General features: G+C 59.6%; 19 protein-coding genes and 2 pseudogenes. 17 read left to right on the top strand and 4 right to left on the bottom strand.

The window, feature by feature from the left end; genetic code table 11:
- Positions 1-1305 precede the first annotated feature (1305 nt).
- The 5 genes from aceE to aceF all read left to right on the top strand — a co-directional run bounded on the left by aceE (position 1306) and on the right by aceF (position 7058).
- A complete protein-coding gene (gene aceE, locus BQ17_RS01485) occupies positions 1306-3969 on the top strand; it encodes a pyruvate dehydrogenase (acetyl-transferring), homodimeric type (RefSeq protein WP_089723971.1) in 2664 nt (887 codons plus the stop codon).
- Positions 3970-4275: 306 nt separating this feature from the next.
- Complete coding sequence (locus tag BQ17_RS20025) at positions 4276-4497, top strand: type II toxin-antitoxin system HicB family antitoxin (RefSeq protein WP_141699030.1); 222 nt, start codon at positions 4276-4278, stop codon at positions 4495-4497.
- A complete protein-coding gene (locus BQ17_RS23820; protein ID WP_089723969.1) occupies positions 4494-4826 on the top strand; it encodes a type II toxin-antitoxin system PemK/MazF family toxin in 333 nt (110 codons plus the stop codon). Before BQ17_RS20025 ends, BQ17_RS23820 begins: the two co-directional genes overlap by 4 nt.
- Before the next feature lie 295 nt (positions 4827-5121).
- Complete coding sequence (locus BQ17_RS23035; RefSeq protein ID WP_256091437.1) at positions 5122-5358, top strand: hypothetical protein; 237 nt, start codon at positions 5122-5124, stop codon at positions 5356-5358.
- Between the two features lie 344 nt (positions 5359-5702).
- A complete protein-coding gene (gene aceF / locus BQ17_RS01465) occupies positions 5703-7058 on the top strand; it encodes a dihydrolipoyllysine-residue acetyltransferase (RefSeq protein ID WP_089723968.1) in 1356 nt (451 codons plus the stop codon).
- Between the two features lie 10 nt (positions 7059-7068).
- Here the strand turns inward: aceF and dxs are convergent, their stop codons facing one another.
- Entirely contained in the window at positions 7069-8985 is a 1917-nt protein-coding gene (gene dxs, locus BQ17_RS01460) for a 1-deoxy-D-xylulose-5-phosphate synthase (protein WP_089723967.1), read from the bottom strand.
- Between the two features lie 336 nt (positions 8986-9321).
- Positions 9322-10266, bottom strand: coding sequence for a LysR family transcriptional regulator (locus BQ17_RS01455; RefSeq protein ID WP_089723966.1), 945 nt, complete (start codon positions 10264-10266; stop codon positions 9322-9324).
- Positions 10267-10660: 394 nt separating this feature from the next.
- On the opposite strand from BQ17_RS01455, the gene BQ17_RS01450 reads away from it, so the two are divergent.
- The 5 genes from BQ17_RS01450 to BQ17_RS01430 all read left to right on the top strand — a co-directional run bounded on the left by BQ17_RS01450 (position 10661) and on the right by BQ17_RS01430 (position 12649).
- Positions 10661-10999, top strand: coding sequence for a hypothetical protein (locus BQ17_RS01450; protein WP_089723965.1), 339 nt, complete (start codon positions 10661-10663; stop codon positions 10997-10999).
- A 368-nt stretch (positions 11000-11367) separates the two neighbouring features.
- Positions 11368-11682, top strand: a complete 315-nt coding sequence (locus BQ17_RS01445) for a DUF4258 domain-containing protein (RefSeq protein WP_089723974.1) — start codon at positions 11368-11370, stop codon at positions 11680-11682.
- Positions 11679-11957, top strand: a complete 279-nt coding sequence (locus BQ17_RS01440; protein ID WP_089723964.1) for a YgiT-type zinc finger protein — start codon at positions 11679-11681, stop codon at positions 11955-11957. The genes BQ17_RS01445 and BQ17_RS01440 overlap by 4 nt, the downstream gene beginning before the upstream one ends.
- 242 nt (positions 11958-12199) lie before the next feature.
- Positions 12200-12391, top strand: a complete 192-nt coding sequence (locus BQ17_RS24830; protein ID WP_089723963.1) for a RelB antitoxin-like protein — start codon at positions 12200-12202, stop codon at positions 12389-12391.
- Between the two features lie 60 nt (positions 12392-12451).
- Complete coding sequence (locus BQ17_RS01430) at positions 12452-12649, top strand: type II toxin-antitoxin system RelE family toxin (protein ID WP_218068000.1); 198 nt, start codon at positions 12452-12454, stop codon at positions 12647-12649.
- A 509-nt stretch (positions 12650-13158) separates the two neighbouring features.
- Here BQ17_RS01430 and BQ17_RS24500 read toward each other — a convergent pair.
- A pseudogene (locus tag BQ17_RS24500) lies at positions 13159-13712 on the bottom strand (REP-associated tyrosine transposase).
- A gap of 311 nt (positions 13713-14023) precedes the next feature.
- On the opposite strand from BQ17_RS24500, the gene BQ17_RS01420 reads away from it, so the two are divergent.
- The 5 genes from BQ17_RS01420 to BQ17_RS01400 all read left to right on the top strand — a co-directional run bounded on the left by BQ17_RS01420 (position 14024) and on the right by BQ17_RS01400 (position 18776).
- Entirely contained in the window at positions 14024-15442 is a 1419-nt protein-coding gene (locus BQ17_RS01420) for a form I ribulose bisphosphate carboxylase large subunit (protein ID WP_089723962.1), read from the top strand.
- Between the two features lie 140 nt (positions 15443-15582).
- The gene (locus tag BQ17_RS01415; RefSeq protein WP_089723961.1) at positions 15583-15939 is read left to right on the top strand and encodes a ribulose bisphosphate carboxylase small subunit; all 357 of its coding nucleotides are present in this window, start codon (positions 15583-15585) and stop codon (positions 15937-15939) included.
- A gap of 500 nt (positions 15940-16439) precedes the next feature.
- Positions 16440-17378, top strand: coding sequence for a c-type heme family protein (locus BQ17_RS01410; RefSeq protein ID WP_218067999.1), 939 nt, complete (start codon positions 16440-16442; stop codon positions 17376-17378).
- Between the two features lie 87 nt (positions 17379-17465).
- Positions 17466-18422, top strand: a complete 957-nt coding sequence (locus BQ17_RS01405) for a toll/interleukin-1 receptor domain-containing protein (RefSeq protein WP_089723959.1) — start codon at positions 17466-17468, stop codon at positions 18420-18422.
- Positions 18423-18503: 81 nt separating this feature from the next.
- Positions 18504-18776, top strand: coding sequence for a DUF2442 domain-containing protein (locus BQ17_RS01400; RefSeq protein WP_218067997.1), 273 nt, complete (start codon positions 18504-18506; stop codon positions 18774-18776).
- 125 nt (positions 18777-18901) lie between these two features.
- Here the strand turns inward: BQ17_RS01400 and BQ17_RS23815 are convergent.
- A pseudogene (locus BQ17_RS23815) lies at positions 18902-19045 on the bottom strand (type II toxin-antitoxin system CcdA family antitoxin); the annotation flags it as partial.
- 132 nt (positions 19046-19177) lie between these two features.
- Here BQ17_RS23815 and BQ17_RS01390 point away from each other — a divergent pair.
- A complete protein-coding gene (locus BQ17_RS01390; RefSeq protein WP_089723958.1) occupies positions 19178-19984 on the top strand; it encodes a CbbQ/NirQ/NorQ/GpvN family protein in 807 nt (268 codons plus the stop codon).
- A 30-nt stretch (positions 19985-20014) separates the two neighbouring features.
- Positions 20015-20383 carry a four helix bundle protein gene (locus BQ17_RS01385; protein WP_089723957.1) on the top strand — a complete coding sequence of 123 codons (369 nt, stop codon included), beginning with the start codon at positions 20015-20017 and terminating at the stop codon, positions 20381-20383.
- Positions 20384-20714 lie beyond the last annotated feature (331 nt).

Here is a 20714-nt window from a genome sequence, read left to right as displayed (position 1 = left end):
GTAGGCTGGGGTGAGGAACGAACCCCAGCGTTGGTTATTGCTGGGTTTTGGCCGTCCCTGGCCGCAACCCAGCCTACGGCCTACGGTCCCTTTTTAGACAGTCTCTAAGTATTCTTCTTGGCTCTTTATGGATTCCGGACTGCTTTGGAGTGCGCCGGCAAAGCGGCGCGGCTCGAGCTAACCTCAGCCACGGGGGATACCAACAGCGTTGATCGGGAATCCAGGCACTTAGTTAGGTTCCACCCGCGCCGCGGCGACGGCGCTTTCCCCTGGCCGCAATACCCTGGCCGGGAACGGATACCTCGCCACATCCAAAGCGGCGGCAGGATCGTGCCACCTAGCCAATCCCCCGCTTATGCCGAGCGCTGTAGGTTCCGGTAAGCATCGGGGTGAGGTTGCCGCCGCACTCCAAAACGTCCGCTGGTACCCTTCCAGGATTCTTGGCAGTCTGGAATCCATACAGAGCCAATGGAAACATCGCCACGAGACGGTGGCGTCAGCTGCCGGTCTGTGAAGTTTAAACCACAGAGGACCCGGAGGACACGGAGAATTCAGGGCAACCGAATGATAATCACTGCTGAAACAACCGCTTGGCGTGGAAGCGAATCGGCTAGGTTGGGCCAAGGCGCGCTGCCGAGTCGGCGCTCGAGCCCAGGGGCCATAGCGCGCCGTGCCCAACGGATGGATCGATGGGCACGCTGCGCTGGGTGCATCCTAGCCAGCCGCCGCAGTGCGGAAACCGCCGCGGCATGTCCGATCCCTTAGAGCCCGCTTGATGGACGCTTGCTTTGCCCATCCTACGGACTTTTGCGACACCCTCGCCGGGAGAGGGCCTGCGCCGAGCGCAGCGAGGGGGCTTGGGGAGGGGGAATCAAATCGGTTTCCACTTAAAACTTAATCACCACCCGGAACCCCGCTGTGGTTGCCGTCCCCGGCACTGGATTCCGGCCTGTTCGGCTGGCTCCCCAGGCTCCAGCATCGATTAAGCGCCGCGGTCGGCTAACCGCCAACGCCGATCAGCACCGAGGAGCTGAGTCCGCAGGAGCGGACAAGCCGGCGTTCCCACCTGTCTGCGTGCAGGGACGCACCGGCAGGCGCTGGAGCGTGGGAACGAGTGCCAGGGGACGGCGGGCGGGCCCGACAGACGATCGGCAGCCGTTCATACGCCCCCACCCCGGTGCCTGGACATTGCGGCGGAAGCGCTCCGGGTAACCCTATATACTGTTCCCGTTTTCCGCCCGTGCCAGCCGCCTCCGTCGCCAGCCACCGCCGTCGCCCTGGCCTGACCCGACCTACGGAACGACCATGAGCAACCAGCCCGACATCGATCCCCAAGAGACCCAGGAATGGCTCGACGCCCTGGAGGCCGTGTTGGAGAACCAGGGTGTCGAGCGCACCCATTTCCTGATCGAATGCCTTATCGACAAGGCCCGGCGCTCCGGCGCCCATCTGCCCTACAGCGCCAATACGGCCTATGTGAACACCATCCCGATCCAACAGCAGGCGCGCTTTCCGGGCGATCCCGCCATGGAGCGGCGTATCCGCTCCTTCGTGCGCTGGAACGCCATGGCCATGGTGGTCCATGTCAACCGGATCGCCTCCGAGCTCGGGGGCCACATCGCCAGCTTCGCCTCCATCGCCACCCTGTACGACGTCGCCTACACCCATTTCCTGCACGCCCGCACCAAGGATCACGGCGGGGACCTGGTCTTCATCCAGGGCCACTCCGCCCCCGGCATCTATGCCCGCGCCTTTCTCGAAGGGCGCATCAGCGAGGAGCAGCTCAACAACTTCCGCCAAGAAGTCGACGGCAACGGCCTGTCTTCCTACCCCCATCCCTGGCTCATGCCGGGCTTTTGGCAGTTCCCGACCGTGTCCATGGGCTTAGGTCCCATCATGGCTATCTATCAGGCCCGCTTCATGCGCTACCTCCAGGACCGCGGGCTGCTTAATACCGAGCAGCGCAAGGTCTGGGCCTTCATGGGCGACGGCGAAATGGACGAGCCCGAGGCCATGGGCGCCATCGCCCTGGCGGCCCGCGAGCGCCTGGACAACCTAATCTTCGTGGTCAACTGCAACCTGCAACGCCTGGACGGGCCGGTGCGCGGCAACAGCAAGATCATCCAGGAGTTGGAGGCGGACTTCCGCGGCGCCGGCTGGAACGTCATCAAGGTCATCTGGGGCGGTTACTGGGATCCCCTGCTGGCGCGGGACAAGGACGGTATCTTGCTCAAACGCATGCACGAATGTGTGGACGGCGACTTCCAGGCCTACAAGGCCAAGGGCGGTGCCTACACCCGCAAGCACTTCTTCGACAAATACCCGGAGCTGGCGGACATGGTCGCCAATATGACGGACGAGGACATCTGGCGCCTCAACCGCGGCGGTCACGACCCGATCAAGGTCTACGCCGCCTATGCGGCCGCCGTCGCCCACAAGCGCCAGCCGACGGTGATCTTGGCCAAGACGGTCAAGGGCTACGGCATGGGCCGGGCCGGTGAGGGCATGAACATCACCCACTCCCAGAAGAAGATGGGCGAGGTGGCGCTGAAGGAGTTCCGCGACCGCTTCAACATCCCGGTCTCGGACGACGAAATCGGCGCCGCCCCCTTCTACAAGCCCCCCGCCGACAGCCCGGAGATGAACTACCTGCACCACTGCCGCGAGGCGTTGGGTGGCCCCCTGCCGATCCGCGATACGACGGCCCCCAAGCTTGCCACGCCGGCGCTCGAGGTCTTCCGGCCCCTCCTGGAAGGCAGCGGCGACAAGGAGATGTCCACCACTATGGCCCTGGTGCGGATCATGACCCTGATCGTGCGGGACAAGGAAATCGGTAAATACCTGGTGCCCATCATCCCGGACGAGGCGCGCACCTTCGGCATGGAAGGCATGTTCCGCCAGCTCGGCATCTACTCCTCGGTGGGCCAACTCTACAAGCCGGTGGACGCGGATCAGCTCCTCTATTACCGGGAGGAAAAGCAGGGCCAGGTACTGGAAGAAGGCATCACCGAGGCCGGTGCCATGTCGTCCTGGATCGCCGCCGCCACGGCCTATGCCAACCACGGCCAGAGCATGATCCCCTTCTACATCTTCTACTCCATGTTCGGCTTCCAGCGCATCGGTGACCTGGCTTGGGCCGCCGGCGACATGCGCGCCCGCGGCTTCCTGATCGGCGGCACCGCGGGGCGCACCACCCTGGCCGGCGAGGGCCTGCAACACCAGGACGGCCACAGCCCGGTGGTCGCGGCCACCATCCCCAACTGCATCGCCTACGACCCCGCCTACGCCTACGAGCTGGCGGTCATCATCCAGGACGGCCTGCGCCGCATGTACCAAGAGCAGGAGGACCGCTTTTACTACATCACGGCCATGAACGAGACCTATGTCCAGCCGGCCATGCCGGAGGGCGTGGAGGAAGGCATCCTCAAGGGCATCTACCAGGTACGCACCGGCGCGGCCATGGAAAAAATGGAAAAGCGGGTCCAACTCCTGGGCTCCGGCGCCATCCTGCGGGAGGCCCTGGCCGCGGCCGAGCTCCTGGAGCAGGACTTCGCGGTCGCCGCGGACGTGTGGAGCGTCACCAGCTTCAACCAGCTGCGGCGCGAAGGCATGGAGGTGGAACGCTGGAATCTGCTCCATCCGCAGCAGGCACCCCGGCGGAGCTATGTGGAACAGCAGCTCGGCCCCACCAGCGGCCCGATCATCGCCGCCACCGACTACATCCAAGCCCTGGCGGACCAGATCCGTCCCTTCGTCCCCCGGCGGTACCGGGTCCTGGGTACCGACGGCTTCGGGCGCAGCGACATGCGCAGACAGCTACGCAAATTCTTCGAGGTCAACCGCCACTACATCGCGCTGGCCGCCCTCAAGGCCCTCGCCGACGAGGGAGCACTCCCTGCGGCCCGGGTCTCGGAGGCTGTCGCAAAATACCGGATCGATCCGGAAAAACCCAATCCGGCCACGGTGTAAGCATGGTATCAGGGTCAAGTAGGGAGGCCATTGCCTGTTAGGCTTTCAATATGAGAAGAAAATCTGTACCTCAGAAAACAAAGATGCGGCTTCAGAAGGAAGTCGATTCACGCTGTCCATTCTGTGATAGTGATGACGTGGATCATTTTCAGTTTCATCATATTGATGAGAACTCAGAGAATAATGATCCTTCTAATATAAATAGGGGCAGGCAAATTCGCTATGCAGCTTTACGGGTCCGGTTACGCCAAGCGTCAGGCTCTTTTATGAGTGCTCTATCCGGGCCTTTACTCTACGGTGCGTCCTATGATTGTTCAGACTTCTATCACTCTCCCCGATGAGCTTGTTGCTGAGCTTGATCAGCGAGCATCTCGACCCGAAGAACGCTCCGCCCTGGTAGCAGAAGCGCTCCGTTGTTTTTTTATCACTCATCGCTCTACGAATGATGAGCTTGAGATTCTGGATCGCCATGCTGAAGAGTTGAATCGAGAAGCGGAAGACATTCTTGACTATCAGGTCATCCCTTGAAAAGAGGTGATTTATATCGGGTCTCTCACCCTTCCGCCCGCGACCCGAAGCGGTCACGCGTGTTTGTTGTTGTGAGCCGTCAAGTCCTGATTGACTCTAAATTCTCAACGGTTATCTGTGCACCTATCTATAGTGCATATCATGGGCTTTCCACGCAGGTGTCGGTTGGAGTAGAACACGGCCTGAAACATGACAGCAGCATTCACTGTGATGAACTGGTCAGTCTTCCTAAATCTGTTCTTACGAATTATGTCGGTTCACTATCTCATGAAAAGTTATCTGAACTCAATCAAGCTCTACGGGCTGCGTTGGAGCTTGGGAGCGCCTAACCAGGCGTTCGAGAAGGATGCAGGTGAAAGCGCGGCACCTTTTTGGCAACCGTGTGGATATTGGTTGTCAGATGGTCTCTAAGGCACGCAAGGGCACACAGGAGGCCGCAAAACTGCATGAGGTCGTGTTGTGCAACGACATGTATGGACGGTGGCATGAGTTATATGCTCTTCGTCGATGAGAGCGGTCAGGATCTCAGGGAATCACCTTACGCGGTGCTGGCCGGGATTGCGGTTGAAGACCGTGATTTGTGGAATCTGATTTGCCGGGTGCAGGACGCGGAACTGGAGTTTTTTGGTCGCCGTTCAGATTGCGGACATCCTGGCCTATCTGATGGCCTGGGGAGTGCGTGTCGGCGGCATGTCGCGGCCTGCCCGGGAGGAGCTGGGTGATCTGGCCGCTCAGGTTTGCGATATGCGGTATCAGGCGAGGCGCGAAGTGGATGGCAATCCAGATTTTTCCATCTGGAGTTTTGCGGTTATCGACGATTTGCGTCCGAGGGGTGGACGTGAAGAAACAGGCGGACAATAAAAAAGGCAATGCCAGCATTCGCCGGCAAAGCCTCCGAGACAAATTATGGTAGCGGACGGACCAGATTGCAACAAGAATTTAATTCCGCAATATTTCGGACAGTGTCGACTGGCGACTGACTCCCCAGGCTCCAGCGTGGGAGCAGATCCCGACACTCCAGCGTCGATTAAGCGTCCAAGGTAGGCTAGCAGCCAACGCCTATCAGCACAGGAGGGCTTAGTCCGCTGGAGCGTAGGAACGAGCGCGACAGTCGATGATGATGAATCAATTGCGACTCATTTGCGTTGATTCGCGTTCATTTGCGGCAAAAAAATGATTCCCATGTTCATGTTAGAGGACTCAGCGTGACAACGGCCCAAGACGTATTGCTCCCCGACATCGGGGACTTCTCGGATGTAGAGGTCATCGAGGTCCTGGTACAACCCGGCGATCAGGTCAGCATCGATCAGTCCCTGATCACCCTGGAGAGCGACAAGGCGACCATGGAAATCCCCTCGCCCCTGGCCGGCGAGGTCGTCTCCGTCGCGGTAGCGGTAGGAGACAAGCTGAGCCAAGGGGATCCGGTACTGACCCTAACGCCCCCGACCTCGGCCCCGGCGGCCGAGGCCCAGGCCGCTGCGCTGGCAGCCGCACCGGAGGAGACCCCAGAGGAGACCCCGGCTAAGCTCGAATCGATCCCCGAGCCCGTGACCGAGCCGGAGGCAGCCAGTCCAAGACCGGGCGAGGCGGAGCGTCGTCGGGCCCCGGTCCCTACGCGACCGGAAGACCTGGCCGCCATCGCCAAGGGACGCAAGCCCCACGCCAGCCCCGCCGTGCGCCGTTTCGCCCGCGAGCTGGGCGTCGATCTGACCCTGGTCGAGGGCTCGGGCCCCAAGCACCGCATTCTCAAGACCGACGTCCAGGACTATGTCAAAAAGACCCTGGCCCGCGGTGCCGCCGCCGCGCCAGACGCCGGCCTGCCCTTCCGGCTCCCCCCCGCGCCCGAGATCGACTATGCCAAATTCGGTGAGGTCGAGCTCGTCCCCCTGCCGCGCATCAAAAAGATCAGCGGGAGCCGTCTGCACCTCAATTGGATCAGTGCCCCCCAGGTCACCCAGCACGACACGGCGGACATCACGGACCTAGAGGTCTTCCGTGCGTCCCGGCGGGAGGCCGCGGCCAAGGAGGGCGTAAAGCTCACCTTCCTGCCGATCCTGATGAAGGCCGTCGCCAAGGCCCTGGACCGGTTTCCCAACCTCAAGGCATCGCTCACCGGCGACGGCGAGCGCCTGGTGCTCAAAGGCTTCACCCACCTGGGCGTAGCGGTGGACACCCCCGATGGCCTCGTGGTCCCGGTCATTCGGGACGTAGACAAGAAAGGCATCTATGCGCTCGCCCGCGAGCTCACAGAGGCCAGCGCCAAGGCCCGGGACGGCAAGCTACTGCCCGGAGACATTCAAGGGGGCTGCTTCACCATCTCCAGCCTGGGTGGCATCGGCGGCACCGCCTTTACCCCCATCGTCAATGTCCCGGAAGTCGCCATCCTGGGCGTCTCCCGCACGGAGATGAAGCCGGTCTGGAACGGCAAGGACTTCATTCCTCGCCGCATCCTGCCCATGTCCCTCTCCTACGACCATCGAGTGATCGACGGCGCGGAGGCCGTGCGCTTCACCGGCCTGCTGCGGGAGCTTCTGGAAGACATTCGGAGCCTGTTGCTTTGATTTCCCATACTCAATCCGGCGTGGGCGGTTCCGCGGGCTCATGTTCAGCCAGGGCCTTACGTACCGCCGCTTCGATGCCCGCGGCATCCAGGCCACAGTCGGCGAGCTGTTCCTGCTGAGTGGCCTGGTCCAGGAAGCGGTCCGGTAGGCCGAGGTGGAGGCAGCGTGTCGCCACCTGCCTTGCGGCCAGCAGCTCGGACACGGCCGCGCCGGCACCGCCGGCCACGGCGTTCTCCTCCAGGGTGACGAGTAGGCGGTGGGTGCGTGCCAGCTCCAGGATCAGATCCCCATCCAGGGGCTTGATGAATCGCATGTTGACCACCGTGGCATCCAGGGCCTCTGCGACCTGCAACGCGGGGGCCACCAGGGTCCCGAAGGCGAGCAACGCCACGTCCCGGCCCGCACGACGCGGCTCCGCCTTGCCCAGGGGCAGGACCTGGAGCCCCGGTTCGACGGCAACGCCCGGACCCGCGCCCCGCGGGTAGCGGACCATAGCGGGCCCCGGGTGTTGGAAGGCGGTCTGCAACATACGCCGGCACTCGGCCTCGTCCGCCGGGGCCATGATGACCAGGTTCGGCACGATACGTCCGTAGCTGAGGTCAAAGCTGCCGGCGTGGGTCGCCCCATCGGCGCCCACCAGTCCGGCCCGGTCCACGGCCAGGGTCACGTCCAGGCCTTGTAGACAGATGTCGTGGATCAGCTGGTCGTAGGCCCGTTGCAGAAAGGTGGAGTAGACGGCCACCACCGGCTTGAGGCCCTCGCAGGCCAGGCCGGCGGCCAGGGTCAGGGCGTGCTGCTCGGCGATCCCCACATCCAGATAGCGCTCCGGGAAGCTGGCCGCGAATCGGGTCAGGCCCGAGCCCTCGCCCATGGCGGGCGTGATGCCGATGAGCCGCCGATCCGCGCGCGCCGCAGCGTACAACCAGTCGCCGAAGACCTGGGTGTAGGTGACGGTGCCCGCCGGTTTCCGCGGCGCGCCGGTCTTGGGATCGAAGGGCGTCACCCCGTGATAGGTGACGGGTTGCCCCTCGGCGGGCCGGTAGCCCCTGCCTTTGTGGGTGACCACATGCAGGAAACGGGGTCCCGGCATGGTCCTCATGTTACGCAGGGTGGTGATCAGGGAGCCCAGGTCGTGACCGTCGATGGGGCCGATATAGTTGAAGCCCAGCTCTTCAAACAGGGTACCGGGCATCACCATGCCCTTCATGTGCTCCTCCCAGCGGCCCATGAGCTCCTTCAGGGGAGGGATGTGACGCAGAGCGGACTTACCGCCCTCACGCACCCTGGTGTAGAGCTTGCCGGAGAGCAGCCGCGCTAGGTGGCTACTGATGGCCCCTACCGGTGGCGAGATGGACATCCCATTGTCGTTCAGAACTACCAGCAGGTTCGGTTTCAGGGCCCCGGCGTGATTGAGGGCCTCGAAGGCCATGCCGGCCCCCAGGGCGCCGTCACCGATCACCGCGATCGTCTGCCGGGACTCGCCTTTGGCCTGGGCGGCCAGCGCCATCCCTAAGGCGGCGCTGATGGAGGTGCTCGAATGCCCCACGCCGAAGGTGTCGTAGGGGCTCTCGTCGCGTATAGGAAATCCCGACAGCCCGCCCCGTTTCCGCAAGCTCCCCATGCGGGCGCGGCGGCCGGTGAGGATCTTGTGGGGGTAGGCCTGATGGCCCACATCCCAGATCAGCCGATCGTGCGGGGTATCGAAGACATAGTGCAGTGCGATCGTGAGCTCCACCACCCCCAGCCCTGCCGCCAGGTGACCGCCGGTACGGGAGACACTGTCGATGAGAAATTCGCGCAGCTCAGCGGCCAGCGCGGGGAGGCGACCCGCCGGCAACCGGCGCAGATCGGCGGGGAGCTCGATGCGCGAGAGCAGCGGGAAGCGGCTCGCTGCGGGATGCGGAGTGCGGGATTCGGGGATGGGCATGTACTGAACCGATGGATCAAAGGTTGGGTCACTAGTCTAGACCAACCTTACCTCATAAGGGCATCTATCCGCAGATTACGCAGATTTTTGCAGATTAAGAATGGAACAATCTGCGAGAATCGGCGTAATCTGTGGATAAAATAGCTCGCCCGGCAGCGAACCGCATCGAAGGAAAACTACGAATCACACGAATCGGCGCGAATCGGAAAGGAGTGCTTCTGTAAAAAATCGGTAGTGGTTAATATTTAAATGATTTGTTGGGCACGCCGCCGTCCCTGGCGGCTTTGCCCAACCTACGAGCTGCGTAATCTACGGACAAAAAATATCCTTTGCGGTTCAAACAGAAGGCGACCGGAAGCCCGCGGATCGAACCGCCGGCAGAGGCTCCGCCAGGCCACGGGCCTCCTCCAGCACAAACTGCCGGAACGCCTGGGCGGCGGGTGAGAGACGCCGGCCGCGCCGGTAGACCAGGTGCCACTGACGTGCGAGTGGAAAGCCCGCCACGTCCAGGATCACCAACCGCCTGGTCTCGAGCTCCAGCTCCAGCGTGTGTAGCGAGACCACACTCAGGCCCAGTCCTGCCCGCACCGCCTGTTTGATGGCCTCGTTGCGGGTCATCTGCATGCCGTGGCGGATAGTAACGCCGCGCTCGCCGAAGAAGCGCTCCATGGCCTGACGGGTGCCGGAGCCGGACTCGCGCATCACGAACACCTCCTCGGTCAGGCGTTGGATACCGATGGATTGCACTCCGGCCAGCGGATGTTCGGGGGGGGCGATCACCACCAGGGGGTTGTCCATAAAGGCCTCGGATTCCACTTCCACACTCTGCGGCGGCTGGCCCATCAGCACCATGTCCACCGCGTTCGCCTGGAGCTGATGCACCAGACGCTCCCGATTGGTCACGTCCAGCCGTAGACTGATGCCCGGATACCGCTGATGAAAGGCCGCCAGCAGGCGCGGCGCGAAATAGTTCACCGTGCTGGCTACGGCGATACTCAAACGGCCCCGACTGACCCCCTTGAGGGATTCGACTACCTCTTCCATCTCCCGTAGAGAGCGGTCGATGCTGCGACTGTAATGGAAGAGCTCCCGCCCCGCCTCGGTGAGTCGAATATGCTTGCCCAGCTTCTCGAACAGAGGCAGGCCCACCTCCTCTTCGAGCTGACGGACCTGCATCGACACCGCCGGTTGCGTCAGATGCAGCTCGGCGGCGGCGCGGGTATAGCTCGACAGCCGCGCCACCGCTTCAAACACCCGGAGCTGGCGTAGAGAGACATTCATCGATTGATTGAGTATAGGAAAAACAGTCCAGTCGCTCCAATGCCGGCAACAACATGGGCGATTTCAATCCGCAGATTACGCAGATTCGCGCAGATTTCTCAATGAAGACGATGCGCTTGGATAGGAAACCTTTGGCACCGAAGTTGCGCAACCGCCCTTGTTGGATTCTGCTTACCGAGAGAACAAAAAGAATCTGCGAAAATCTGCGTAATCTGAGGATAAAAGACATCGTTATCAATCGTTCCCCGTACCCATGGGCAACGAATATACTTCGCATGCATCCGACGGGAACATTATCATCATTCCATTGCCTGGGGGCTTGAAGCCATGACAACGCTCGACGATCTCAAGACCGTCATAACGGCGAGGCCCCTGGCGAGCGCGGAGACAGAAGATGATCCTGGTTCTGGATGCCGAGACGGAAATCGACGCCGCCCTCCACGCCTTGGCTCGGTATTTCGCTGAGGACCGTCGCTGCGCCGCGGTCCGACTCCAGGTCCAGGGCAAGCCGCTGGGCTACCTGAATCGAGGGGATTTCTTCAGTGCCCCAACCGGAACCAGGCTTGGGGAGGCCCAAGGCGCCCAATTGCCCGGGTCTCCGGCGTACTCCTTCATCCGGCTCGCCTGCCCGGTCGAGGGATGCGAAACCCTGGTGCTCAAGATTCACTACGACGAACAGGACACGCCCCGCTGCCCCCGGCACCCGGATAAAGTCCTGCAGATCGTGACATGAAACTCGGCGACCTGGTGGGCAAACCGGCCTCCGGGCTTGGCGTCAGGTTCGGTCTCGTGGGCATGGCGCGTAAGCTCCTTTATACGGGGACATGTTTGTAATCCAGTTTCCCGAATATTTTTCCTAACAAACTCTGAAGGATGCCCATATCCGATGCTTCCTTTTGCTCGATCCAAATGGGCAGGCACTCGAGGATATCACTGGCCTATGGGGATCTTGAGTCTTCGGGTCTTCTGCGGAATCCATGAGTAGCGATTCCGGCTCCACTTGCTATCATGCTCATACACCGTCTGCCGGGGGAAACTCCTTGGACAGAGCCCGCCAATGCTCGCAGGCATAAGTACGACCTTGGTCTGGAAAAATTAGGCATGGAGATAGAAAACATAATCAATGCCATTCGGAATGGTCGGGTGAGGATAACCGACCATGCCGATGAAGAAGCAGACGATGACAACCTGACATACGAAGAAATCTATTTGTCGGTAGTTCAAGGTGAGGTCATCGAGGATTATCCTAAAGATAAACCATACCCAAGCTGTTTGATTTTGGGTAGAAATTTCTCGGGAGACGCAATCCACAGCGTTTGGGCTTATAATCCGGAAAACCGATGGGCGGTATTGATTACGGTTTATCGGCCGGATACTGAACGGTGGATTGATTGGAGAGTAAGGGTGAAAAAATGAGGCCATTCGAGAAGTGTCCTGTGTGTGGTGGTGAGGTGGAAACCAAACAGGTGGAAAAGCTGCTGAGAGGTGGGAGAAATACGGTTTCCATGAAAGTCGCTGCCGAGGTGTGTCTCCATTGTGGAGAGAGGCTGTATACCGAAGATGTAGTCAAATCATTCGAGGAAATTCGAGGTAAATTACGCAAGCAGGAATTCAGCTGTTTGAAAATGCTTGGGCAGTCATTTACGGTTGCAGAAAATTGGCCTAACAAAGCCATTCGACCGACCGTGTGACTCACCGCTTTGCTTGAGGTCGAACAGTGACTGACGGCAAGCCTTTACTCCTGAAACCAATCATCCGGGAGGCGTTGTAACGGGCCAGCCCGGAGGATGCGGTGGCAACCCCTCGGTTACACCGAGCCCCACGGGTTTCCGCCGATACCCAGGTAAAATTGCCGCCGCACTCCAAAACGTCCGGTGGTACCCTTCCATGATCGTCAGCGGTCTGAAATCCATAAAGAGCCGAAGATTGAAGCATGACCGGGTTACACCCCCACTTCGTTACTGACTCCGATGGCAAGCGCCTATCAGTCTTACTACCCATTGCGGAGTACACTGCTCTAATAGAGCGGCTTGAAGACTTGGAAGACTTAGAAGCTGCACGCAAGGTCTCGGATGAACCGACCATCCCGTGGGAAAGGGTCAAGACGGAGCTGGGCCTTGAATGACCTATCACATCGAGATCAAGCGCAGTGCTTCACCAAGCCCTACTGGCGTTACCCCGCGACATGCAACGACGCATAGGCGCGGCGATCGACAGGTTGGCATCCAACCCACGCGGGTCAGGCACCCGCAAAATAAGCGGTAGTGACATCCTGTACCGCCTGCGGGTCGGCGACTATCGCGTGGTCTATGAGATCCGTGACGACCGACTGCTAATCCATATCATCAAGGTTGGACACCGCCGGAACATTTATCGCCGGTAACACGCTCCGGATGCCGGCAGGTCCTCCGGACCCGTTCCGCGGCTGGTTCCCACGCTCCAGCGTGGGAGCAGATCCCGACGCTCCGGCGTCGATCAAGCCCCGCTGTGGGTAATATTGAGTGATCCACGGACAGGCCGCAGTAGGACCACGGCCGTTTTTGGTCCGCACAGCGGACCCTACCGCGGTAGGGTCCGCTGTGCGGACCATTAGATTGTGCGAACCATTGCGAAAGTGTCGGCGAAGAATCCCCAGCGCGGACCACCGGGGCATTATTCCCCAACGGTATGCTCGATGTCGGTGAAGCCGTAGGGTCCGCTGTGCGGACCATTAGATTATGCGAACCATTGCGAAAGTGTCGGCGAAGAATCCCCAACGCGGACCGTCGGAGCATGATTCCCCAACAGTATGCTCGGTGTCGGTGAAGCCGTAGGGTCCGCTGTGCGGACCATTAGATTGCGAACCATTGCGAAAATGTCGGCGAAGAATCCCCGGCGCGGACCGTCGGAGCATTATTCCCCAACGGTATGCTCGATGTCGGTGAAGCACAGCTCCGTGCAGCCCCATTCCGCGTATACATCCCGTTCCGAAGATAACGATGAAACGAGGACCAGGGCCATTTCACGGCGCAGTCCGCGTATCCATGCCTGACCGGATTGTAGTGGATGTAATTCAGGTGGCGCTGAAAATCCCGCTCGTCGCGGATTGTGTGTTCCCAAAAACGCCGTTGCAAAACCCCGCGGCGACGGTTGCTCCTACGTGACAGGGATATAACTTGCTCGGTGCCTCCGCTTTCAAGCCAGGCCTTCGTAAACTCCTTTTTGAGCCATGCCCAGCGCGTCGAATAGTCGCTGTCGCCGTCTGGGAGGGTCCAGATTGTGTGCAGATGATCCGGAAGCAGAACGGTAGCGGGGATCTTGAACGGCCAGCGCTCTCTGCACGCCGACATGACGGAGCGCAGGATGCGACGGCCGTCAGATGTTGTCAGGATAGGTGCCCGACCTTCGGTGACCAGGGTGAAGAAGACGGTTCCGCCCGGTTGGTATACCCGCCGCCAGCTGGTCAATGGCACCGCTCCTTTGTGTTGAGTGTCGAGTGATCCACGGGCAGGCCGCAGTGGAACCACAGCCGTTTTTGGTCCGCACAGCGGACCCTACCACTACCCGGTGCCGGCAAGCCGGCGGATCGGCTCGTGACAATCGGGTAATCATAAGCTATTACTTATATCACTTATCAGAAATATTGACTAGTAATTATAGTTGCATTCCCTAATAATGCCGCCAGGTTCCGTCGCGGGGCACCCGGCAGACGGGACCCCGGTTTCAACGTCGGCGGCAGCGCCGGCTTCACTATCCAATCCCAAGAGGACATATGCCAATGGCCAAGACTTACAGTGCGGGCGTCAAAGAATACCGCGAGACTTACTGGATGCCCGATTACACGCCGAAGGACACCGACATCCTGGCGTGCTTCAAGATTACCCCCCAGCCGGGCGTGCCCCGTGAGGAGGCCGCCGCCGCCGTCGCCGCCGAGTCCTCCACCGGGACCTGGACCACCGTCTGGACCGATCTGCTGACCGACCTGGACCACTACAAGGGCCGCGCCTACGCCATCGAGGATGTACCCGGTGACGACGAGTGCTACTACGCCTTCATCGCCTATCCCATCGACCTCTTCGAGGAAGGCTCGGTGGTCAACGTCTTCACCTCCCTGGTCGGCAACGTATTCGGCTTCAAGGCCGTGCGTACCCTGCGCCTGGAGGACGTGCGTTTCCCCATCGCCTACGTCATGACCTGCAACGGCCCGCCCCACGGCATCCAGGTCGAGCGCGACAAATTCAACAAGTACGGCCGCGCCCTGTTGGGCTGCACCATCAAGCCCAAGCTGGGCCTGTCCGCCAAGAACTACGGTCGCGCCGTCTATGAATGCCTGCGCGGCGGTCTCGACCTGACCAAGGACGACGAGAACGTCAACTCCCAGCCCTTCATGCGGTGGCGCAACCGCTTCGAGTTCGTCATGGAGGCGATCCACAAGGCCGAGAAAGAGACCGGCGAGCGTAAGGGCCACTATCTGAACGTCACCGCCCCGACGCCGGAAGAGATGTACAAGCGCGCCGAGTTCGCCAAGGAACTGGGCGCCCCCATCATCATGCACGACTTCCTGACCGGCGGCTTCACGGCCAACACCGGCCTGGCCCAGTGGTGTCGCGACAACGGTATTCTGCTGCATATCCACCGCGCCATGCATGCGGTGCTCGACCGTCATCCGCGCCACGGTATCCACTTCCGTGTGCTGGCCAAGGCCCTGCGCCTGTCCGGCGGTGACCACCTGCACTCCGGCACCGTCGTCGGCAAGCTCGAAGGCGACCGCGACGCGACCCTGGGCTGGATCGACATCATGCGCGATTCCTTCATCAAGGAAGACCGCAGCCGCGGTATCTTCTTCGATCAGGACTGGGGTTCCATGCCGGGTGTGTTCCCGGTGGCGTCGGGCGGTATCCATGTCTGGCACATGCCGGCCCTGGTCACCATCTTCGGCGACGACGCCTGTCTGCAGTTCGGTGGTGGCACCCTGGGCCATCCTTGGGGCAACGCCGCCGGCGCCGCGGCCAACCGCGTCGCCTTGGAAGCCTGCGTCGAGGCCCGCAACCAGGGCATTCCTGTCGAGAAGGAAGGTAAGGAAGTCCTCACCAAGGCCGCCGCCTCCAGCCCCGAGCTCAAGGCCGCCATGGAGACCTGGAAAGAGATTAAGTTCGAGTTCGATACCGTCGATAAGCTGGATGTAGCCCACAAGTAGGGGTGATCCTTGTGATCGCCTAGCATGATCGTCCGGCGCGATCGCCCGGCATGATTGCCCGGCGCGATCGCCCGACACCGACACGCACCCAGCGACACTATCCGAATTTCGAACTATCCTTAAAGTAGAGGAACAAGCCAATGAGCGATATGCAAGACTATGCGTCCAGCCTGAGCGACGTGAAGAGCCGCAAATTCGAGACCTTCTCCTACCTCCCGGAGATGGATAAAGAGCAGATCCGCAAGCAGGTGGAATACATCGTGTCCAAGGGCTGGAATCCGGCCGTCGAGCACACCGAGCCGGAGAATGCCTTCGGCCACTATTGGTACATGTGGAAGCTGCCCATGTTCGGCGAGACCAACGTGGACACGGTGCTGGACGAGGCTGAAGCTTGCCACAAGGCCCACCCCAACAACCATGTGCGCCTGGTCGGCTACGACAACTACGCCCAATCCAAAGGCGCCGAGATGGTCGTCTTCCGCGGCAAGCCCGTGTAATGTCCGTTCAGGCAACGCCTGAATGAGACACCCCCTGCTCCGCAATGCGGGGTAGGGGTTTTTGTTGAACCGCCAAGGTGCCAAGGGCGTGAAGAAGGACTCGATTTGAACCACGGAGACACAGAGGGCACAGAGAGAAATTACTCCCGAATATCGTCCTACCGAAGCGTCCAACTGCCTGTGAGTCTGTAGACGAAGGAAGCTCTCTTAGCCGTTGCACGCGAAGCCGATCTTTTCTTCCTACAGTATCTCTCGTTCCCACGCGCCGCGTGGGAACGCCGAAGCTCCGCGCTGCGGAGAGTTTCAGAGGCGCCATGAGCCGTAGCCGTACCCTACTGCCGAACCGCAAGCGCCGCATATCATGACAATCAGCGTGCTGGAAAGGCTACCGAAGAACAGGTGCCCCAAAACGGAGTAAATATACCTGGAAGCAATCACCTGGCACCCGACACTTATATCCTTACACGTCATTCTAAATCGGAGGGCATATGGGCCTGAGCATGAAATTCAACCTGGTGCTGATCCCGCTTTCGGCATTGGGTGTCTGGGTGTCCGGCTATTCTACACATAAACTGCTGGAGCAGAACGCACGCGAGGAAGTTCTGTTGAATGCCAGGATTATGATGGAAATGGCGCAGTCTATCCGTCGCTATACGGTCGACGAGGTTAGGCCTTTGCTGACCTCGCGGATGAAAAATACCTTTCTGCCACAGGCCGTGTCGGCCTATGCGGCAACCAAAAGTTTCGAGGGTATACGCGGAGCCTACCCGGAATATACGTATAAGGAGGCGGCCCTGAATCCCACCAACCCAATCGATCGTGCAACGGATTGGGAGACAGACGCGATCAAATATTTTGTCCATAATCCAAACGAACCGGAGATTGTCGGTGAGCGCGATGCCCTGACCGGGAATATGTTGTTTATTGCCCGGCCCATCCGGATCGAGAATCCAGGCTGTTTGACCTGTCACAGCACACCGGCCAAGGCACCCGCTCCGATGATCGCTCGCTATGGCGATGATAACGGCTTTGGCTGGCAGCTCAATGAGGTCGTCGGGGCACAGGTGGTTTCGATACCCATGACAACCCCCCTCGATAGAGCCAACCACGCATTGTTGTCATTCATGAGTAGGCTGGTCGGATTATTCTTGATCCTCGTCTCGGTCGGCAATCTGATGCTGTATTTTATTGTGATCAAACCGGTTAATCGGATGACGGAGATGGCGGATCAGATGAGCAAGGGTCAGGATGCTCCTGTGATGGAGGTGCGTGGAAATGACCAGATCGCTTCTCTCGGTCGCTCATTCAACCGGATGCGATTGAGTATTAGTAGCGCCATGCAGCTATTGGAACAGACCATGGATAGTGAAAAACCAAGTAACCGTTTAGCCCCCCCTGCTACTATGGATGGAAACGAGGAAGAAATCGCACGTAACTGACTAATTCTTCGTTGAATGACTCCGGAAATCTTAAAAACGAGGGGAGGGAGCTAAACGGTTACAAACCCAAAGCAACCATTCCGTATCATGACTGATTACGATGTCTTTCTCTCCCACAACAGCAGTGATAAACCCACCGTTCGTGCCATCAAGGAGGCGCTTGCCCGCTATGGGCTTGTCTCATGGCTAGACGAGGATGAGCTCCAGCCGGGTGTCCCCTGGCAAAAACTGCTTGAGGTCGGCATCCACAGCTCGCGGAGTGTTGCGGTTTTCATCGCTGGCGATGGCCTGGGTCCATGGGAGGATGAGGAGGTACAGGTGGTACTACGCCTGGCGGTCAAGAATCAGCGGCCGGTGATCCCGGTACTACTACCGGGGGCACCGGAGCAGGTGGACCTGCCCATGTTTCTCTGCGGTCGTACCTGGGTCGATCTGCGCAGCGGGCTGAACAACCTTGGTATCCAGCGCCTTGTCTGGGGCATCACCGGGCGACGTCCACAGTTGTCTCCACCGGCTGGGGGCGCCTCGACACCCATGCCTCTCCACGGGGAAGACAAGCCGTGCATTCACGGTGACAGTTCCGCCGAATACGAGAAAGTATTAGCCGCCATCGAGCGCGAGCTTACGGATTACCTGGGCCCGATAGCCAAGTTTCTGGTCAAAAAATATGTGCTTAAGGCACGTGACATCCGTGACCTATGCCAGCAGCTTGGAACCCATATCCTGGAGACCGAGGACCGCAAACGTTTTATTGCCCACTTCAAGTCATGGGACGCAGGACCTGAAACGGACAGTTCGGTCGTTCAGAGTAAGTCGCCGGCGAGCAGTAACCCAAAACAGCTTGACCCGAGGGAATTGGCTGAGGTGGAGTGTATACTGGCCGTCCATATTGGCCCGATGGCTGAGGTGCTTGTTAAGACCCAAGCCAAGTCGGCAACCAGCCGGGATGATCTGTACGTGCGATTAGCGAAGCAGATTCCTGATGGGAAACAACGCCAGGAATTTCTTGATCAATTGAACCGACAGGGCCGTAGGTTGGGGTGAGGGACGAACCCTAACACCAACAACTACGTGGAATCGAACGTTTGGTCTACGAGAACCGGCAACTGTTTCTGGAGAAATTTAATGAATACCATGACCGTCGAGAGTGAACCGTGTGCGATCCGGGCATGGTCGGAAGGGCGGATGATCTTCCTGGAGCTCACGGACGGCCGCATCCTTGGGTTCCCGGCGGAACGCTTTAGAATCCTAAGTGCAGCCACAGACGAGGAATTGAGGGAGGTAAGGCTCGAATTGAATGGTAGCGCGCTTCGTTGGGAAGACCTGGACGAGGATCTCACGGTGGCTGGCATTATCGCAGGACGCTTTCAGTTGCCGTTTCCCAAGCAAGCCGCGTAGTGCATGTAGGATGTGGTGAGCGCCTGCCCGTTGCCCCAAGAACGCCTGCCTGTGCTGGCCTACCTACTTCCCCAGGGATAGATCCAAACACGGCAGACAAGGGGCAGGCAGCGAACCGCATCGTTTTAAATAGTCCTGTACGAGTCTGCGAAGAGATCTTTTTCTTCTACGAGGCGATTCGAGGCGTCTATGGCTTCTCGGTTCTTTGCAAGCCAGTGTGTGCGCTCGGCCTTCCGTACTTCGTCAGCGAGGGCATGCTCCAGGGTTGCTGAAAGGTTGAGCTACATTTACAAAATCGCTTTGCGCCCTGCGCGCCTTTGTGGTTCAACAAAGTGGTTCAAAATTCGTCTTGGCACCCTGGCGTCTTTGAGGTTCAAACCAAACAAACAGGATCAATGACCATGAGTGAGATCGACCGTGACCAGTATTTGATCGAAAAAGAGCCCTATTACCGTGCTCTGAGTAATGAGGTGGAGATGTACCAGGCGGCCTATGACGCGCGTATGCCTGTCATGCTCAAGGGCCCGACCGGCTGCGGCAAGTCCCGCTTCGTCGAGTACATGGCCTGGAAGTTACAAAGGCCCTTGATTACCATCGCCTGTAACGAGGATATGACGGCCTCCGATCTGGTGGGGCGCTTTCTCCTGGATATCAACGGCACCAAGTGGCAGGACGGACCCCTGACCCTGGCCGCCCGCATCGGCGCCGTCTGCTATCTGGATGAGGTGGTCGAGGCCCGCCAGGACACCACGGTGGTCATCCACCCCTTGACCGACCACCGCCGCAATCTGCCGTTGGAGAAGAAGGGCGAGCTGGTGATGGCCCATCGGGACTTTCAGCTCGTCATCTCCTATAACCCCGGCTACCAGAGCTTGATGAAGGACCTCAAGCAGTCCACCAAGCAGCGCTTCGGCGCCATGGATTTCGACTACCCGGAGGCCGAAATCGAGACCGAGATCGTCGCCCACGAAGGGAACGTCGACACCCGGACCGCCGAGAAGCTGGTCCAGGTGGCGCAGCGCAGCCGCAACCTCAAGGGCCACGGCCTCGACGAGGGCATGTCCACCCGTCTGCTGGTCTATGCCGCCCAACTGATCGGCAAGGGCATCGATGTCCAGTCCGCCTGTCGGATGGCCCTGGTACGTCCGCTCACGGACGATCCGGATATGCGCGATACCCTGGACGCTGCCGTGAATACCTATTTTTAGCTACCAGTCGCCAGCTACCAGCTACCAGCGATGGGAGATTACCGACAACTCAGTGTCTGGGTGAAGGCCCATCAGCTGGTGCTGCTTGTCTATCGGAAGACGCAGCGGTTTCCAGCTGATGAGCGATTCGGTTTGACCAGCCAGATGCGAAGGTCAGCAGTATCCATTCCTTCGAATATTGCGGAAGGCAGTGGCCGAGGTAGTGACCAGGATTTTGCCCGCTTCGCGAGAATTGCTGCGGGCTCGACAAACGAGCTGGAGTACCAATGTATTCCCGCCAAAGATCTCGGTTATCTCGCAGAGCAGGATGCTATGCGACTTATGCAGTCATGTGCCGAAGTGCGCCGCATGCTCGCGAGACTTATCGCTACCTTGACCAAGCCGGCAGCAAGTTCCTAGGCGACTGGTAGCTACCAGTCGCCAGCTACCAGTCGCCAGCTACCAGCGATGAGGGATTATTGACAGCTCAGCGTGTGGGCGAAGGGGTAGTGTTCTAACTTTGTTGTTTTGGTGAAAACAGAACTTTTAAATCAATATCTTGCGTCCTTTGGACAACAGAGCTATAACACCATCAGATTTTTCTCAGATTTCTCGTTCTTTTCAGTGGGTAGTGTTCCAACCTTGTTGTTTAAGTGAAAATAGACATGCTGAATCAATAGAGTTGTTCCCGATGTGAGTCTTTAAAAATCAATCGGTTATATTGGAACATGAGGCCGATACGGTGGTCGTT

Source organism: Candidatus Thiosymbion oneisti, assembly GCF_900092655.1.
GTDB classification, from domain to species: domain Bacteria; phylum Pseudomonadota; class Gammaproteobacteria; order Chromatiales; family Chromatiaceae; genus Thiosymbion; species Thiosymbion oneisti.
This window is presented reverse-complemented; position numbering and strand designations above follow the sequence as displayed.

Excerpts from the sequence above, each read along its gene's own strand:
- BQ17_RS01400 (WP_218067997.1), top strand. The coding sequence starts at position 18,504 with ATGAATACCATGACCGTCGAGAGTGAACCGTGTGCGATCCGGGCATGG.
- BQ17_RS01385 (WP_089723957.1), top strand. The coding sequence starts at position 20,015 with ATGGGAGATTACCGACAACTCAGTGTCTGGGTGAAGGCCCATCAGCTG.
- BQ17_RS01415 (WP_089723961.1), top strand. The coding sequence starts at position 15,583 with ATGAGCGATATGCAAGACTATGCGTCCAGCCTGAGCGACGTGAAGAGC.
- BQ17_RS01440 (WP_089723964.1), top strand. The coding sequence starts at position 11,679 with ATGAGGCCATTCGAGAAGTGTCCTGTGTGTGGTGGTGAGGTGGAAACC.
- BQ17_RS01445 (WP_089723974.1), top strand. The coding sequence starts at position 11,368 with ATGGAGATAGAAAACATAATCAATGCCATTCGGAATGGTCGGGTGAGG.
- BQ17_RS01455 (WP_089723966.1), bottom strand. The coding sequence starts at position 10,266 with ATGAATGTCTCTCTACGCCAGCTCCGGGTGTTTGAAGCGGTGGCGCGG.
- BQ17_RS01430 (WP_218068000.1), top strand. The coding sequence starts at position 12,452 with ATGCAACGACGCATAGGCGCGGCGATCGACAGGTTGGCATCCAACCCA.
- BQ17_RS01420 (WP_089723962.1), top strand. The coding sequence starts at position 14,024 with ATGGCCAAGACTTACAGTGCGGGCGTCAAAGAATACCGCGAGACTTAC.
- BQ17_RS24830 (WP_089723963.1), top strand. The coding sequence starts at position 12,200 with ATGACCGGGTTACACCCCCACTTCGTTACTGACTCCGATGGCAAGCGC.
- BQ17_RS01410 (WP_218067999.1), top strand. The coding sequence starts at position 16,440 with ATGAAATTCAACCTGGTGCTGATCCCGCTTTCGGCATTGGGTGTCTGG.
- aceE (WP_089723971.1), top strand. The coding sequence starts at position 1,306 with ATGAGCAACCAGCCCGACATCGATCCCCAAGAGACCCAGGAATGGCTC.
- BQ17_RS01390 (WP_089723958.1), top strand. The coding sequence starts at position 19,178 with ATGAGTGAGATCGACCGTGACCAGTATTTGATCGAAAAAGAGCCCTAT.
- dxs (WP_089723967.1), bottom strand. The coding sequence starts at position 8,985 with ATGCCCATCCCCGAATCCCGCACTCCGCATCCCGCAGCGAGCCGCTTC.
- BQ17_RS01450 (WP_089723965.1), top strand. The coding sequence starts at position 10,661 with ATGATCCTGGTTCTGGATGCCGAGACGGAAATCGACGCCGCCCTCCAC.
- BQ17_RS01405 (WP_089723959.1), top strand. The coding sequence starts at position 17,466 with ATGACTGATTACGATGTCTTTCTCTCCCACAACAGCAGTGATAAACCC.
- BQ17_RS20025 (WP_141699030.1), top strand. The coding sequence starts at position 4,276 with ATGATTGTTCAGACTTCTATCACTCTCCCCGATGAGCTTGTTGCTGAG.